This window comes from Streptomyces sp. NPDC050997, from assembly GCF_040660135.1.
Lineage (GTDB): Bacteria > Actinomycetota > Actinomycetes > Streptomycetales > Streptomycetaceae > Streptomyces.
Genome location: NZ_JBFAGK010000006.1, coordinates 233,262 through 246,829, shown reverse-complemented (window position 1 = coordinate 246,829; position 13,568 = coordinate 233,262). Strand labels below are relative to the sequence as shown.

The window sequence follows — 13,568 nt, the reverse complement described above, 5'->3', positions numbered from 1 at the left end:
ATGGCCCGTTCCCCGTCGTCCAGCGTCCAGGCTGCCCGTGAGGCGCTCGCAGCACGTCTCCGGGAGGTCCGCCTAGACGCTGGGCTGACCGCGCGGGAGGTGGCCCTACAGGCCGGCTGGCACCCCTCCAAGGCGAGTCGGCTGGAGAACGCGGTTACGTCACCGTCCGATGATGATATCCGCGCATGGTGCGGTATCTGCGGAGCTGACGGCCAAGCGGCCGACCTGATCGCCGCTTCTCGCTCGGCTGAGTCCATGTATGTCGAGTGGCGACGCCTACAGCGCACGGGACTGCGTCGACTCCAAGAGTCATACGTACCGCTCTTCGAGCGCACGCGGACTTTCCGGATCTACTGTTCCAACGTTGTGCCTGGGCTGCTCCAGACCCCGGCCTACGCTACGGCGCTCCTCTCCGAGATCACCCACTTCCGGCAGTCCCCGAACGACGTGGCCGAAGCCGTCGCGGCCCGCATGGATCGGGCGCGCGTGCTGCGCCAAGGTGACCACCGTTTCGCGATCCTCGTTGAAGAAGCCGTCTTGCGGTACCGCATGGGCGACGCCGAAGTTATGGCCGGGCAACTCGGGCACCTGCTGTCGATCATGTCCCTTCCGGCGGTATCCCTGGGAGTCGTGCCGTTCACGGCTTCGCGGCACATGTGGCCGCTGGAGACGTTCAGCATCTACGACACCGAGCAGGCCCAGGTGGAGCTACTGACTGCCGCTGTCAACGTCACTGCTCCCTCAGAGATCGGGCAGTACGCCGAGGCATTCGATCGGCTGTCCGAGATTGCCGTCTACGGGGGCTCAGCGCGCGCCCTGATCACCGATGCCATAGGGGCCCTCGGGTAACTCGCGTGCAATTCTGTAGAACTTCGTAGAGCCCAACCGTGGCCCGTTCCTAGCTTGTTGGCCACGGAGCGCAGCTACGAGGAGCGGGCAACCATGGCGAGCGAAGCGAGAGCACGACTGGCCCGAGATGTGGCAGACCACGGAGATGACGGGCGGCTACTGGTCTTCAAAGATGCCGACGACCCGCTAGGGAACAGCGCGGAAGGCGCAGACCTGGCCCCGCATTCCGGCGTCGGCAGTCCCCGCCCGACGCTGAGGGAGCGAGTAGCGGAAGCCAACCGGCAGAGCCGCTTGGGCCGACCGTGACCACAGCCTTGGAGCGCCCGAAGAAGCCGCGGGCAGGCCGTACTGGGTACGAGGGCAGGGCCCCCGGCATGATCGAGTGGCTGAACGCCATGGCGACCATTTGCGGTACGTGCTTCGGTCACCGCGAAGTCTGGTGCCCTGGCTGTGCGGGCTTCGGGGGGTGCTGGACGTGCAACAACCGGGAGAAGGTTCGGTGCCCGCAGTGCGCGGGCGGGAAGCTCGACGGTTGGAGATGGTGAGGCGATTCATTGGCCGCATAGCTTGGCCAGCCGTCGTGTTCATTACCTGGCTCGCCTGCGGCCTGATCATCACGCTTGCCGCGACGCACAACCTATGAACTCCCGCCCCCGGTTGGTGGACAGGCCAAGCAGCCGGGGCGGGTTGTACGACAGCGCGGGGACCGTATCCCCGCTGTTCGGAGAAGGGAACGGCAGCATGAGCAGAGTCCCCGAATTCGAGTTCGTCAGGACGGCGGCATGCCGTGACGCACGGGTAAACAACTGCCCTGAGGTGGCGCTGAACGTGCCCGGCGTGGTGGCGCTGCGGGACAGCGAGCGGCCCGAGACCATCGTCACCATGACGGCCGCGCAGTGGTCCGACCTGACGGCCGCTGTGAAGGCAGGTGAGTACGACCTGAGCGCCTGAGAGTAGGTCCCGTGCCGAAGTGCCCCCGCTGTAACGCCGAGTGCCCCATGGACCCCGAGAACGGGTTGCCGTGGTGCGCGCGGTGCGGGGCGTTCTTCTGGCTCTCACCGCCTGCCTGCCGGGGCTTGTGGTGGTGGCGTAACGCTGCCACCCGTGCCCCCGTCCGGCCACGCGAGCACTGAGCGGGCCCACTGTCGGCCCCGTCCGTCTGTCGTTCCCCCGTGGCAGATGGGCGGGGCTTCCCCGCGTCGCAGCGATGGGTGTGCAGGGAACGAAGGAACCCCCGGCCCGAGAGCGCGGGGGTTCCTGTTGGGCGCTGCTGCGCCTACTCGGAGAGCTGGCGGTAAACGGTGGCCTGCCCGACTCCGAGAGCCTTAGCAATCGCCCCGTAAGACTCACCAGCGGCCCGGCGAGCCTTGGCCGCCGCGATCATGTCTTCGGTCATGGCCTTGGGCCTGCCACCGGTGCGGCCCTGAGCCTTGGCCGCTTCCAAACCGGCACGGGTGCGCTCCACGATCATGTCTCGCTCAAGCTCGGCGAAGGCGACCATCATCGTGAAGAAGAACTTCCCCTCGCCCTTCGGCGAGTAGCTACCGGCGAGAGTGCCAGTGAGGATGCGCAGGGCGATGCCTCGGGCGTGCAGATCCTCGGCGATCGTCAGCACGTCCTTCGTGGACCGTCCAAGGCGGTCCAGCTTCCAGACGACGAGCGTGTCACCCTCGCGCATGTAGTCGAGTGCGGCCAGGAGGCCCGCGCGGTCAATGTTCTTACCCGAAGCCTTGTCTTCGAAGACTCGGGCACAGCCGGCCTCAGCGAGAGCGTCAGCCTGAAGCTGCGCATCCTGCGCCTTGGTGCTGACCCGCTTGTAGCCGATCAGGTGCCCGGTGGTGGTGTCCGTCCCCATGCCCCGATCATTCCAAAACCCATTCCGAAACTCAAGGCTTCAGAGCAAGGTTCTGGAATGACTTTTGGAACGACCTGGGGCCCGAGAGTGGCCCCTTCGGCCACTGATCCACTAACCACCGCTTTCGAGACGGATCTACGGGTCCCCACTGAGGGACGTGGGCGCATGTCCCCTCTTGGGGAGTCTGGCCCCCGTCTCGGATGACCTGGTCTGGTTCGTTGTTGATCCCAGTTGATCTGGGTCGTCAGCCTGTGTCTTGCGGCATCGAAACGATGATCACGCGGTGCGCTGGCTGTGCACGGCGTCCTGATCACTGGACTACTGTGCCGAGGCATGAACGCGGACCGCTGGTTAGCAGACACCCGGACTTCCTACGACACGGTCGCGGTCAGCTATGCCGACCGAATACGCGAGGCTTTGGCGAGGGAACCGTACCTTCGAGCGACTCTGGCGTTGTTCGCCGACTTGGTGCACGCCGCTGGCGGCGGGCCGGTGGCGGACGTGGGCTGCGGACCTGGACACGTCACCGCTCACCTGCATGAGTTGGCTGTGGACGCTTTCGGTATCGACCTCTCACCCGTGATGATCGACGTAGCTCGGCGCGACCACCCCGGCCTGCGATTCGAGGTGGGCTCGATGACAGACCTCGACCTCGCCGACTCTTCGGTTGTCGGCCTGCTCGCTTTTTGGTCGTTGATTCACGTCCCCGACGATGCCGTCCCCACGGTCTTCGGCCACTTCCGACGGGTGTTGCGTCCCAGCGGACCACTGCTGCTCGGCTTTCACGTCGGCGACGAGTCGAGGCTGAAGACGCAGGGCTACGGCGGTTATCCGATGAACGTCTACGTCCACCGCCGCCAACCCGACCAAGTGGCGGCCTGGCTACGCGAGGCTGGGTTCACGGTCGAGGCCCAAATGCTGCTCGACCTTGATGAGAGTGTTCCAGGGGCGGTCCTTTTCGCGCGCCGTCAGTCCTAGCCCCGCCAGCGTTCCGGTTGCGACCGATAGGACAGCGCAATCCAGATATACGCGGGAGGGGTCGCTACGATGTGTTAAGCATAGGCGCAGATTCCCACCAGTTCGGGTTAATGTGCGGCCGTGCGCTCGGAAGGAAGGGCGCGGGTGCCCGGAAGGATGCCTTCAGAGTTTCAGACCCCCCTTCCCAGCTCTTTCCGGTGGCCAGGGCCATTGTGGGAGCCTCCGCGACCTGAACACCGGCGCCTTCCCCGTCAGCCGGCCGAAATCCCCTTGACGGTGTCAGTACCGTGGATCGCATGGGTTGGTCGCTGAGCTATCTGAAGCCGCGTGAGCCACGGTTGTTGGACGCGCTTTTCCTGTCGGCTGGTCGCGCGTTGCATCTGGCCAATGCCTTCGAGTCGAAGTGTCAGTACGTCTTGCGGATGGCCAACCTTGCCGAGGCTGCACAAGCCGACCCGGTGTTGGGTCTGCAAGAGATGCTCAATGGTCTGCCCCCGGACAAGATGCTCGGGGGAACGTTGCGAGACCTAGCGAACACATCGCTCGGCTCGCGAACCTCCGACTTCGACGCCCTCGATGGGGCGAGGAAAGCCCGCAACTTCATTGCGCATGAAGGAGCCTCGGTAGGCTCAATATCTGCCGTGAGTCAAGGTGACATCTTGGAGCATGCAGCGCGGCTGCGCGCTGCTGTAGCCGATCTAGCCTTGTGCGACAACGTCGTGTCGCAATGGTGCTTCCACCTCGATGAGCCGAAAGACTCTCTTCCGAGGATGCTGATAGACGCTTACCGAACCATGGTCGATGGTTGGGTGTTTGGTCACTTCGGCGGCCTACTCGACGCCGAGGACGACTCGTCCTCAGACGTCGTTGAAGCTGAGTAATTCTGTCTCGCAGATAGAGGCACCTTCCACGGGGTGCCTCTAGGTTGCTATGAAGCCTGGCCTCCATTCCTCGGCCAGGGCGAGACGCGAACGCTAGTAAGCTTCTATAGAGCAGCGCCCTTAGAGGGGCGCTGCTTCTGTCTAAGGCCATAAGTTCCCTGGCCTTGGTCGGCCAGGGCATAGCTGCGCATCGGAGCGCAGCAGCTAACGGCCCCCGAGGGGGCCTTACTAAGGCCATAAGTCGCCGAAGGCCGTTCAGGCAGCCTCGGTGAACCATTCCCGGTCATCGATCCAGCCCAGGCACTCCGAGGAACGGTCACCCGCCAGGAGGCGGAACGTCGTCTTCTCCCCGCGCTTGCTCCCAACCGTCTCGACTTCGAGCCATCCGGCATCGATCAGGGCCTTCACTCCACGCTCGGTATAGCGGCGAAGGTTCCCGGCCCGGTCGCGTACGCCGACAGCATCGGCAAGCGAACGCCACGGAACAGTCACCTCGGATTCGTCGCCGCTGAGGCGGGCTATCTGCCGGGCCACGGCCTGACCGCTACGTGGCACGCATAGAACCGCGTCGGCATACCACAGGGCGGCTTGCCCGGTCGGGGGAGCCGTCTCGGCCGCAAGGGCGAACCCGCGCTTTCGCAGCTTCACTCTGCGCCCCGCGATAGCGTCCGCGTACTGTTCGGCAAAGGTCATCGGTCAGGTTTCCTTTCGGGGGATGCGGGAACAGAAAAGGCCCCGGTTATCCGGGGCCGCTGTGCGGTCTTATATGCCTAGGTTTTAACCCGCCAGGGGTGGCGGAATCAAGGAAGAGCGTTTAAACGGTCAGGGAGCCGAGCGTGGGCATGGAAAGGCCCCCGAAGCGTTTATACGCGACGGGGGCAAGGGTTGGGAGCGTGGGCGGCCCTACCTACTTCCGCTTATAAGCCACCTGCTTCGGCAGAATGTATTCCGCTTCCGGCTCGATCAACCAGTATCCCTCGGGAACTTGAAGCCCGGTTTCCTTGGCGATCTCGGCAAGCTCAGCCATCTTGCAGACGACTCGTCGGCTCCCGTCTTCCGTGGCCCCCACCGTCACAGTTATGCCGTGCCGTTGCAGGAACACACGCTTCTGTTCGTCATCCTTAGTCGTCCACTCTTCGGAGTAAGTACGACCCGTCTCCTTCCAGGCCGGGGCATCCTCAGCAGCCTTGATTTCCTCCCTCAGGCGTTCAACCTTGGCCGACTGGAATTCGTGTTGCCCCCAGTAGCGTTCAACCTGAACGTCGGTCTTGAACCGTCCAGCTAGGTAATCGGCTTCCAGTCGGTCTAGCGTCGCTTCGGCCTCGGCAAGATCGATCTTGGCCTGACTGATCGAATTACCGGCCCGCTCCATAACCGGGAGCGGGCCGAGAGTGAACTTCACGAAAGTCCCAACCGCCATGTCTAGGTCATCGCGGCGAATGCGGCCAGGGTTTGAGCACGTTCCGGTGTTGACGTTGTTGCAGGCGTAGTAGTGATGCACGCGACCGTTCGGCTTCGTCTTCTTGTTGGACGACATCCGGGCGCCGCAACCCTGGCAGGTAGCCACACCGCCCAGCATCGACCGTGAAGGGGTGGACCGCCTAACCGGACGATCACTCTTGAGGGCGGCCACGAATTCTGACCACTCGGCAAAATCCATCAACGGATCATCAGTGATCCGAACGTTCTCGCCGTTTTCGTCTACGACGTTCTCGCCCTTGTACGTGTAGATGCCGGCCACCGTGGGATTCATAGCTATGGCGCGAATCGCGTTGGCAGTCCAGGCAACGCCCCTCGGATCTTCCCCCTTCACGATTCGAAGATGATCCCGCCAAGTGGGAACGCCACGCTTATTCAGATCAAGTGCGATCTTGTACGACGACCAGTCGCCCTTTTGTCGCTCGACAATCTCTCGGAACAGTTCCGCATACGTGTGGTCCTGAACGAGCTTCTTTCCGCCGCCTTCCTGCCGTTCGAAGCGGTACCCGTACGGCTCGACGCCACCGATCCAAACGCCCTTGGCCTTGCGGGCGGCCGAGCCAGAAAGCGCGCGGGCGCGAATGGTGTCCAACTCGCCTTCGGCAAAGGCGGCGATGATCTGAGCGAACATCTTGCCCATGGGGGTGGACATGTCGATGCCCTCGGTCACGGACACGATGGACTTCCCGTGCTTCTGGCACCACTCGAAGACCTCGGCGAAGTGGCCCGCCTTCCTACTGAGGCGGTCGAGCTTCCAGACGGCCAAGACGTCCCACTCGTCGGCCCGCTCGTTGAACCAAGGACCGAGGCCCGGTCGCTTGAAGGGGTGCATCGCACCGGACACGTCCAGGTCTTCCGCCCAGCCCGCAATGCGACCGTCCACGGCGGGGCCAGCAGTCCAGTGCTCTACGGCCTGCCGCTGCTTCTCGGGACTGGTGGTGTCGTCCTTGAGGATGGACAGGCGGACAGCGCCCAGGACCCTCGGATGCTTGATCATGGCGGTGATCGTACGAGGGTCCACGCAAGATGAACAAGTTGAACGACTTCTTCCAGGACCCGGCGCCCGCGCCGACGTTCACGTCGATTCCGGTGCGGGGGCCGGGTCTGGTGTGATGCTGTGACGGACGCCCGCCCCTGATTGGCGCAGGGGCGGGCGTCGTCGTTTCGGAGTCGGATCAGCCGGCGCACAGGGTCAGGTTGACCGTGTCGCCGGACTTGACGATCTTCGGGGTGTGCGGGTCCACACCTACCACCGAACCGGGCTTGCAGTTCTTGACGGCCTCCTTGGTGACGGTGCCGAGCTTCGTCTGCGTCTTCAGGAGCACCTGCTTGGCGAGCACCAGGTCCAGGCCCGAGAAGTCGACCGGGATGGTCACGCCGTGGTCGTCGAACAGCATGGTGGTGACGTCACTCTTGGTGGCCGCGCTGGTCGCGGCCGGGGCCGGGCTGCTGTCGCTCGCGACCGAGGTGGCCAGGGCCGTCCCCCCGCCCGCCGCGATGAGGGCGGCGGCGACGGCGGCGATGCCGAGGGTCCGCCTGCGCCGGGTGCGGCGCATGATCTGGGGCGCGTCGAACTCGGGGGCCTCGGCGGAGTTCGCGTATCGGCTCATGGCGTTCATCAGTTCCTCTTCGAAAGGTGTGCAGCCGGAAGGCCGTGCTTCGCCGTACGAGGTCATCGGATTCCTTCCGTGTGCTGCTGTGGTGAAGGGGCGGAGAGTGCGGGGAACTGGCTTCTGAGTTTCTCGATCCCCCGGGCGAGCTGGGAGCGCACAGTGCTCGCCGAGATGTCCAGGTCGGCCGCGATCTCGGTGTCGGAGAGGTCGTGGAAGTACCGCAGCACCACGACCGTCCGCATCCGCATGGGCAGTTGCTGCAGTGCGCGCACCAACTGGTCCCTGCTGTCGACCTGTCCGTACTGGTCGCCGGGGGCGGCCCGGTCGGGGCCCTCCGCCTGCGAAACCGTACGGCGGAATCGGCGCCAGCGGTCGTTGGCCAGGTTGACCATGATCCGCCGCACATAGGCGTCCGGGGCGTCCTTGTCGGAGATCGTGCGCCACTTGCGGCAGGCCCGTTCCAAGGTCTCCTGGACCAGATCCTCAGCGGCGTCACGGCTGCCCGTCAGGACCAGGGCGCCCCGGAACAGCGCGGCCGACCGGGCGGCGACGAAACCGTCGAAGTCCGTCTCCACACGCTCCCTCCCTTCCTGTCACCCCTCCTCGACGCGAACACCCCTCCGTCTGCTGCACGGCCGTCATGAGAGCTGGGTCACACGGCGAACGGCACCCGGTCGGCCCAGTGCCCGGAACATCCCCGGCGTCCCGTTCGCTGTACAGGGCATGAGCCAATACCGCATCGAGCACGACTCCATGGGCGAGGTACGCGTACCGGCGGACGCCAAGTGGCGGGCCCAGACGCAGCGCGCCGTGGAGAACTTCCCGATCTCCGGGCAGCGCATCGAACGCGCCCACATCGAGGCACTCGCCCAGATCAAGGGCGCCGCGGCCAAGGTGAACGCGCGTCTCGGTGTGCTCGACAAGGACATCGCCGAGGCGATCCAGGAAGCGGCGGGCGAAGTCGCCGAGGGGCGGTGGGACGAGCAGTTCCCCGTCGACGTGTTCCAGACCGGGTCCGGGACCTCGTCCAACATGAACACCAACGAGGTCCTCGCCACCCTCGCCACCGAGCGCCTGGGCCGGGACGTCCACCCCAACGACCACGTCAACGCCTCGCAGTCGTCCAACGACGTCTTCCCCTCCTCGATCCACATCGCGGCCACCGCCGCCGTCACCCGCGACCTGATCCCCGCCCTGGAGCACCTGGCGGCGGCCCTGGAGCGCAAGTCCGAGGAGTTCGCCGACGTCGTGAAGTCGGGGCGCACCCACCTCATGGACGCCACCCCCGTGACGCTGGGCCAGGAGTTCGGCGGATACGCGGCGCAGATCCGCTACGGCGTCGAGCGGCTGACCGCCTCCCTCCCCCGGCTCGCCGAACTGCCCCTCGGCGGTACGGCCGTCGGCACCGGCATCAACACGCCCCTCGGCTTCTCCGCCGCCGTCATCGAGGAGGTCGCCCGCGCCACCGGGCTGCCGCTCACCGAGGCCCGCGACCACTTCGAGGCGCAGGGCGCGCGGGACGGGATCGTCGAGACCAGCGGGCAGCTGCGGACCATCGCCGTCGGACTGACCAAGATCGCGAACGATCTGCGCTGGATGTCCTCCGGCCCCCGCACCGGGCTCGCCGAGATCTCCCTCCCCGACCTGCAGCCGGGCTCGTCGATCATGCCGGGCAAGGTCAACCCGGTGATCCCGGAGGCCGTGCTCATGGTCGCCGCCCAGGTGATCGGCAACGACGCCACCGTGGCGACCGCCGGGGCGGCCGGCAACTTCGAGCTCAACGTGATGCTGCCGGTCATCGCCAAGAACGTGCTCGAGTCGATCCGGCTGCTCGGCAACGTGTCCCGGCTGCTCGCCGACCGGACCGTCGACGGGATCGTCGCCCACCGGGAGCGGGCCCGGGAGTACGCCGAGTCCTCGCCGTCCGTCGTGACGCCGCTCAACAAGTACATCGGGTACGAGGAGGCCGCGAAGGTCGCGAAGAAGGCGCTGGCCGAGCGGAAGACGATCCGTCAGGTCGTCGTCGAGAGCGGGTACGTGGAGCGGGGCGACCTCACCGAGCGGCAGCTCGACGAAGCGCTGGATGTCCTGCGGATGACACACCCGTAACCGCGTGCGAACCATTCTCGCCGCGGGCGTGAACCGTGACGCGTACCGCAGCGTCGTATGCCTATGGCACCTAATATCTGTGCATGGCAGACGGTGGAGCGGTGAGAGCCGAAGTGACAGCGGGCGGGTCGGCGGTGTTCTGGGCACCCGGGAGTCAGATCCTGTGGCGTTACCGGGAGAACGGCGGCGCGCGCTTCCACATCGCGCGTCCCGTCACCGTGGTACGGGACGACAGCGAGTTGCTCGCCGTGTGGCTGGCCCCGGGGACCGAGTGTGTGAAGCCGGTGCTCGCGGACGGTACGGCCGTGCACGTCGAGCCGCTGGCTACTCGCTACACCAAGCCGCGGACGGTGACTCACGACCGGTGGTTCGGGACGGGCGTGCTGAAGCTCGCCCGTCCCGGTGAGCCGTGGTCGGTGTGGCTGTTCTGGGATCCGGGGTGGCAGTTCAAGAACTGGTACGTGAACCTCGAGACCCCACTGGCGCGTTGGTCCGGCGGGGTCGACTCCGAGGACCACTTTCTCGACATCTCCGTCCACCCGGACCGCAGTTGGCACTGGCGGGACGAGGACGAGTTCGCGCAGGCCCAGCGGGACGGGCTGATGGACGCCCGACTCGCGCGGAAGGTACGGGAGGCCGGGCGGTCGGCGGTGGAGATGATCCGCTCCTGGGGGCCGCCGTTCTCGGACGGCTGGCAGCACTGGAGGCCCGATCCGTCCTGGTCCGTCCCGTCATTGCCCCCCGACTGGGATCGTACGCCCGCGCATCTGTCCTCATGAGACCCTTGATGCGCCCCCGGGCAAGAAACGTAGGATCGTCCTCCGCAAGGGCGCGCAGGGGCAATCGCCGGAGCACGCGCTGGGCTTGACCGATCGTCACCGAGGGGCGGCAGGACGTGAGCGAGGGGTACGAGGGCAACACCGGTACGGGACGATGTCGGGCCGCCGGTGGCACAGGAACAACCCCTGACCACGCGGGAAATCCGTTCCTGGGACACGTATTCCGGGTATCGGGTTTTCGGCGGGACCATCTGCGCGCGCGGCGCGCAGTCCCGGACGGACGGATTCGACACGCGTGACGGAGCAGCCGACCTTCGAACGCCCCCAGGCGGGCGTCGACCCCACGGACGGCCGTGGGGCGCTCCTGCGTGCCTCCACGACGTCCCAGCCCCACGGCGCGGACACGCCGTCGTGCACGCCCGGCGCCGGCGCCTTACCCGTACAGGCACGCGCCGGCGAGACACCGCCGGCCGCCTCCGGTACGACGCCCGCGTCCGGTACGACGACATCGAGCGGTATGGATGACAACCCCGCCGGCACCGGCCCCGAGCACTCCCAGCCGGCCACCGCCGAGCCCGACACACACCGCCCCCGCCCCGTCCCGGAGGGCATCCCCCTCCAGCCGGGCGCCGAGCCCTCGGACGGCCCGGAGCGCCGGACCGGACAGAGTCTGTCGCCGGGCCGGCCCACGCCGATGCGGCGGGACGGGGACCGGCTGCGGTTCGTGGGCGCCGCGACCCGGCGGATCGCCCGGGGTCTCGACCTCGACGAGATCGTGATGGGGCTGTGCCGGGCCACCGTGCCGACGTTCTCGGACGCCATCCTCGTCTATCTGCGCGATCCGCTGCCGGTCGGCGACGAGCGACCCGTCGGGCCGCTGGTGCTACGGCTGCGCCGCACCGACCGGATCCCGCTGGAGCGGGACCTGGAGGACGGGATCCTGCCGGTTCCGGTGCCGGATCCGTCCGAGCTCGGCACGATCGGCACCGAGCTGTGCGAGGTGCAGCCCGGCAGCGCGCTGGCCGAGGTGCTGCGCGGGGTGCGTCCCGTCTTCACGGACACGCCCGCCGCGCGCGCCGCGCTGCCCGAGCTGCTGGGCGAGGGCGGCGAGTTCGCCGTACCGACCGGACAGCGCGCGATCCTGGCCCCGCTGCGCGGCCGTCGCCGGGTGATCGGCGCCGCGCTGTTCCTGCGCCGCCCGGACCGGATCGCCTTCGAGCCGGACGATCTGCTGGTCGCGGCGCAGCTCGCCACGCACAGCGCGCTCGGCATCGACAAGGCGGTGCTGTACGGCCGTGAGGCGTACATCGCCGACGAGTTGCAGCGCACCATGCTGCCGGAGACGCTTCCGCGCCCGACCGGTGTGCGGCTCGCGTCCCGCTATCTGCCGGCCGCCGAGACCGCGCGGGTGGGCGGCGACTGGTACGACGCGATCCCGCTGCCCGGCAGCCGGGTCGCCCTGGTCGTCGGTGACGTCATGGGCCACTCCATGACCAGTGCGGCGATCATGGGCCAGCTGCGGACGACGGCCCAGACGCTCGCCGGACTCGACCTGCCCCCGCAGGAGGTCCTGCACCATCTCGACGAACAGGCGCAGCGCCTGGGCACCGACCGCATGGCGACCTGCCTCTACGCCGTCTACGACCCGGTCGCGCACCGGATCACCATCGCCAACGCCGGCCATCCCCCGCCGGTCCTGCTGCACCTGGGCGGCCGGGCCGAGGTGCTGCGGGTGCCGCCGGGTGCGCCGATCGGTGTCGGTGGCGTCGACTTCGAGGCCGTGGAACTGGACGCGCCCGCCGGAGCGACCCTGCTCCTGTACACCGACGGGCTCGTCGAGTCGCGTCTGAGGGACGTGTGGACCGGTATAGAGCAGCTGCGCGAGAAGCTCGCCGCGACCGCTCAGCTGACCGGGCCCGACCATCCGCCGCCGCTCGAAGCCCTGTGCGACGAGGTGCTCGACATGCTCGGTCCGGGCGACCGGGACGACGACATCGCGCTGCTCGCCGCCCGCTTCGACGGGATCGCGCCGAGTGATGTGGCGTACTGGTTCCTGGAGCCGGAGGAGATGGCTCCCGGCCGGGCCCGCCGGCTGGCCCGTCGGGCGCTGTCCCGCTGGGGCATGGAGGAGATGAGTGACTCGGTGGAGTTGCTGGTCAGCGAGGTCGTGACGAACGCGGTGCGGTATGCCACCCGGCCGATCACGCTACGGCTGCTGCGGACGGATGTCCTGCGCTGTGAAGTGGGGGACGACGTGCCGCAGTTGCCGCGGCTGCGGCAGGCTCGGGCCACGGACGAGGGCGGGCGTGGGCTGTATCTCGTGAACAAGCTGGCTCGGCGGTGGGGGGCGACTCGGTTGAGTACCGGGAAGGTGGTCTGGTTCGAGCTGAACCGGACATGACAGCAACGCGCGTGTGACGGCGAAGGTGAGAAGGCCCTGTGGACGGAGTCGCATGGATCCGGGAAGCCTTTGACGCGTACTGCGTCACGTTCGCCAGAGGGCTGAGCGTGGCGGAACTGGTAGGCCGGATGGGCTCCGACCCCGAGCGGATCCTGCCGTCCGTGTCCGCGGACGAGGCCCTGCGGCTCGCTCGGGACGAGGGGCCCGTCGCCCGGCTGGGCACCAGCAACGGCTGGGCCTTCGCTGTGGAGTCCGCGAGCGCCGAGGGCACCGACCGGCGTACCCTGCAGCGGGTCTCCCGGGGTACGGACGCGGTCATGCTGCTGGACAGCGGCACCCCTCCGTACTGGTTCGTGCACGCCCGCGACGGGGAGATCGCCTCCGACTTCGAGCCCGGTGTGGAGGCGGAGCAGATCGGCGGCACCGATCCTTCGTTCCTGGTGCCGGCCATGCGGGAGGCGGGCATGCTGCTGCCGGACGGGACGGCCGATCCGGACGACTGGGAGCCGGAGCAGCGGATCCTCACCGTGGCGGAAAGGGTGTTCTCGCTCGACCTGCCCCGTACGGCGCTCGAGGGCGGGTCGCTTCCCGCGGTGGTCCTCGTCTAGAACGCCTCGGTCTGTG

The 13,568-nt window shown here is 67.3% G+C and carries 13 protein-coding genes; 8 read left to right on the top strand and 5 right to left on the bottom strand.

Annotated features, from left to right (window positions below; all coding sequences use genetic code 11):
- Window positions 1–849: a helix-turn-helix transcriptional regulator gene (locus AB0H86_RS16310; protein WP_362437862.1), complete on the top strand. Its 849-nt coding sequence runs from the start codon at window positions 1–3 to the stop codon at window positions 847–849.
- Window positions 850–1,590: 741 nt separating this feature from the next.
- Window positions 1,591–1,800, top strand: coding sequence for a DUF397 domain-containing protein (locus AB0H86_RS16305; RefSeq protein ID WP_362437860.1), 210 nt, complete (start codon window positions 1,591–1,593; stop codon window positions 1,798–1,800).
- A gap of 325 nt (window positions 1,801–2,125) precedes the next feature.
- Here AB0H86_RS16305 and AB0H86_RS16300 read toward each other — a convergent pair whose 3' ends face one another.
- Window positions 2,126–2,704: a recombinase family protein gene (locus AB0H86_RS16300; RefSeq protein ID WP_362437857.1), complete on the bottom strand. Its 579-nt coding sequence runs from the start codon at window positions 2,702–2,704 to the stop codon at window positions 2,126–2,128.
- Between the two features lie 333 nt (window positions 2,705–3,037).
- On the opposite strand from AB0H86_RS16300, the gene AB0H86_RS16295 reads away from it, so the two are divergent.
- Both AB0H86_RS16295 and AB0H86_RS16290 read left to right on the top strand, forming a co-directional pair.
- A complete protein-coding gene (locus AB0H86_RS16295) occupies window positions 3,038–3,682 on the top strand; it encodes a class I SAM-dependent methyltransferase (RefSeq protein ID WP_362437854.1) in 645 nt (214 codons plus the stop codon).
- A 296-nt stretch (window positions 3,683–3,978) separates the two neighbouring features.
- Window positions 3,979–4,563, top strand: coding sequence for a hypothetical protein (locus tag AB0H86_RS16290; RefSeq protein WP_362437851.1), 585 nt, complete (start codon window positions 3,979–3,981; stop codon window positions 4,561–4,563).
- A gap of 255 nt (window positions 4,564–4,818) precedes the next feature.
- Here the strand turns inward: AB0H86_RS16290 and AB0H86_RS16285 are convergent, their stop codons facing one another.
- From AB0H86_RS16285 to AB0H86_RS16270, 4 genes are all read right to left on the bottom strand, one after another.
- Window positions 4,819–5,256, bottom strand: coding sequence for a hypothetical protein (locus AB0H86_RS16285; RefSeq protein ID WP_362437848.1), 438 nt, complete (start codon window positions 5,254–5,256; stop codon window positions 4,819–4,821).
- A 214-nt stretch (window positions 5,257–5,470) separates the two neighbouring features.
- Complete coding sequence (locus AB0H86_RS16280) at window positions 5,471–7,039, bottom strand: recombinase family protein (RefSeq protein ID WP_362437845.1); 1,569 nt, start codon at window positions 7,037–7,039, stop codon at window positions 5,471–5,473.
- A gap of 178 nt (window positions 7,040–7,217) precedes the next feature.
- The gene (locus AB0H86_RS16275) at window positions 7,218–7,652 is read right to left on the bottom strand and encodes a hypothetical protein (protein ID WP_362437842.1); all 435 of its coding nucleotides are present in this window, start codon (window positions 7,650–7,652) and stop codon (window positions 7,218–7,220) included.
- Between the two features lie 62 nt (window positions 7,653–7,714).
- Window positions 7,715–8,230 (bottom strand): SigE family RNA polymerase sigma factor, encoded by a 516-nt coding sequence (locus AB0H86_RS16270; protein WP_362437839.1) that lies wholly within the window; start codon window positions 8,228–8,230, stop codon window positions 7,715–7,717.
- Window positions 8,231–8,378: 148 nt separating this feature from the next.
- Between AB0H86_RS16270 and AB0H86_RS16265 the strand changes: the two genes are divergently transcribed.
- The 4 genes from AB0H86_RS16265 to AB0H86_RS16250 all read left to right on the top strand — a co-directional run bounded on the left by AB0H86_RS16265 (window position 8,379) and on the right by AB0H86_RS16250 (window position 13,552).
- Window positions 8,379–9,764, top strand: a complete 1,386-nt coding sequence (locus tag AB0H86_RS16265) for a class II fumarate hydratase (RefSeq protein WP_362437836.1) — start codon at window positions 8,379–8,381, stop codon at window positions 9,762–9,764.
- A gap of 83 nt (window positions 9,765–9,847) precedes the next feature.
- Window positions 9,848–10,543, top strand: a complete 696-nt coding sequence (locus AB0H86_RS16260) for a DUF402 domain-containing protein (RefSeq protein WP_362437833.1) — start codon at window positions 9,848–9,850, stop codon at window positions 10,541–10,543.
- A 295-nt stretch (window positions 10,544–10,838) separates the two neighbouring features.
- The gene (locus AB0H86_RS16255) at window positions 10,839–12,944 is read left to right on the top strand and encodes a SpoIIE family protein phosphatase (protein ID WP_362437830.1); all 2,106 of its coding nucleotides are present in this window, start codon (window positions 10,839–10,841) and stop codon (window positions 12,942–12,944) included.
- Window positions 12,945–12,982: 38 nt separating this feature from the next.
- On the top strand, window positions 12,983–13,552 hold the full coding sequence (locus AB0H86_RS16250) for a DUF6461 domain-containing protein (protein ID WP_362437828.1): 570 nt from the start codon (window positions 12,983–12,985) through the stop codon (window positions 13,550–13,552).
- The last annotated feature ends 16 nt before the right edge of the window (window positions 13,553–13,568 follow it).

What these genes read in the sequence shown, in the direction of transcription:
- AB0H86_RS16310 (WP_362437862.1), top strand. Translation starts at nt 1, where the DNA reads ATGGCCCGTTCCCCGTCGTCCAGCGTCCAGGCTGCCCGTGAGGCGCTC.
- AB0H86_RS16305 (WP_362437860.1), top strand. Translation starts at nt 1,591, where the DNA reads ATGAGCAGAGTCCCCGAATTCGAGTTCGTCAGGACGGCGGCATGCCGT.
- AB0H86_RS16300 (WP_362437857.1), bottom strand. Translation starts at nt 2,704, where the DNA reads ATGGGGACGGACACCACCACCGGGCACCTGATCGGCTACAAGCGGGTC.
- AB0H86_RS16295 (WP_362437854.1), top strand. Translation starts at nt 3,038, where the DNA reads ATGAACGCGGACCGCTGGTTAGCAGACACCCGGACTTCCTACGACACG.
- AB0H86_RS16290 (WP_362437851.1), top strand. Translation starts at nt 3,979, where the DNA reads ATGGGTTGGTCGCTGAGCTATCTGAAGCCGCGTGAGCCACGGTTGTTG.
- AB0H86_RS16285 (WP_362437848.1), bottom strand. Translation starts at nt 5,256, where the DNA reads ATGACCTTTGCCGAACAGTACGCGGACGCTATCGCGGGGCGCAGAGTG.
- AB0H86_RS16280 (WP_362437845.1), bottom strand. Translation starts at nt 7,039, where the DNA reads ATGATCAAGCATCCGAGGGTCCTGGGCGCTGTCCGCCTGTCCATCCTC.
- AB0H86_RS16275 (WP_362437842.1), bottom strand. Translation starts at nt 7,652, where the DNA reads ATGAGCCGATACGCGAACTCCGCCGAGGCCCCCGAGTTCGACGCGCCC.
- AB0H86_RS16265 (WP_362437836.1), top strand. Translation starts at nt 8,379, where the DNA reads ATGAGCCAATACCGCATCGAGCACGACTCCATGGGCGAGGTACGCGTA.
- AB0H86_RS16260 (WP_362437833.1), top strand. Translation starts at nt 9,848, where the DNA reads ATGGCAGACGGTGGAGCGGTGAGAGCCGAAGTGACAGCGGGCGGGTCG.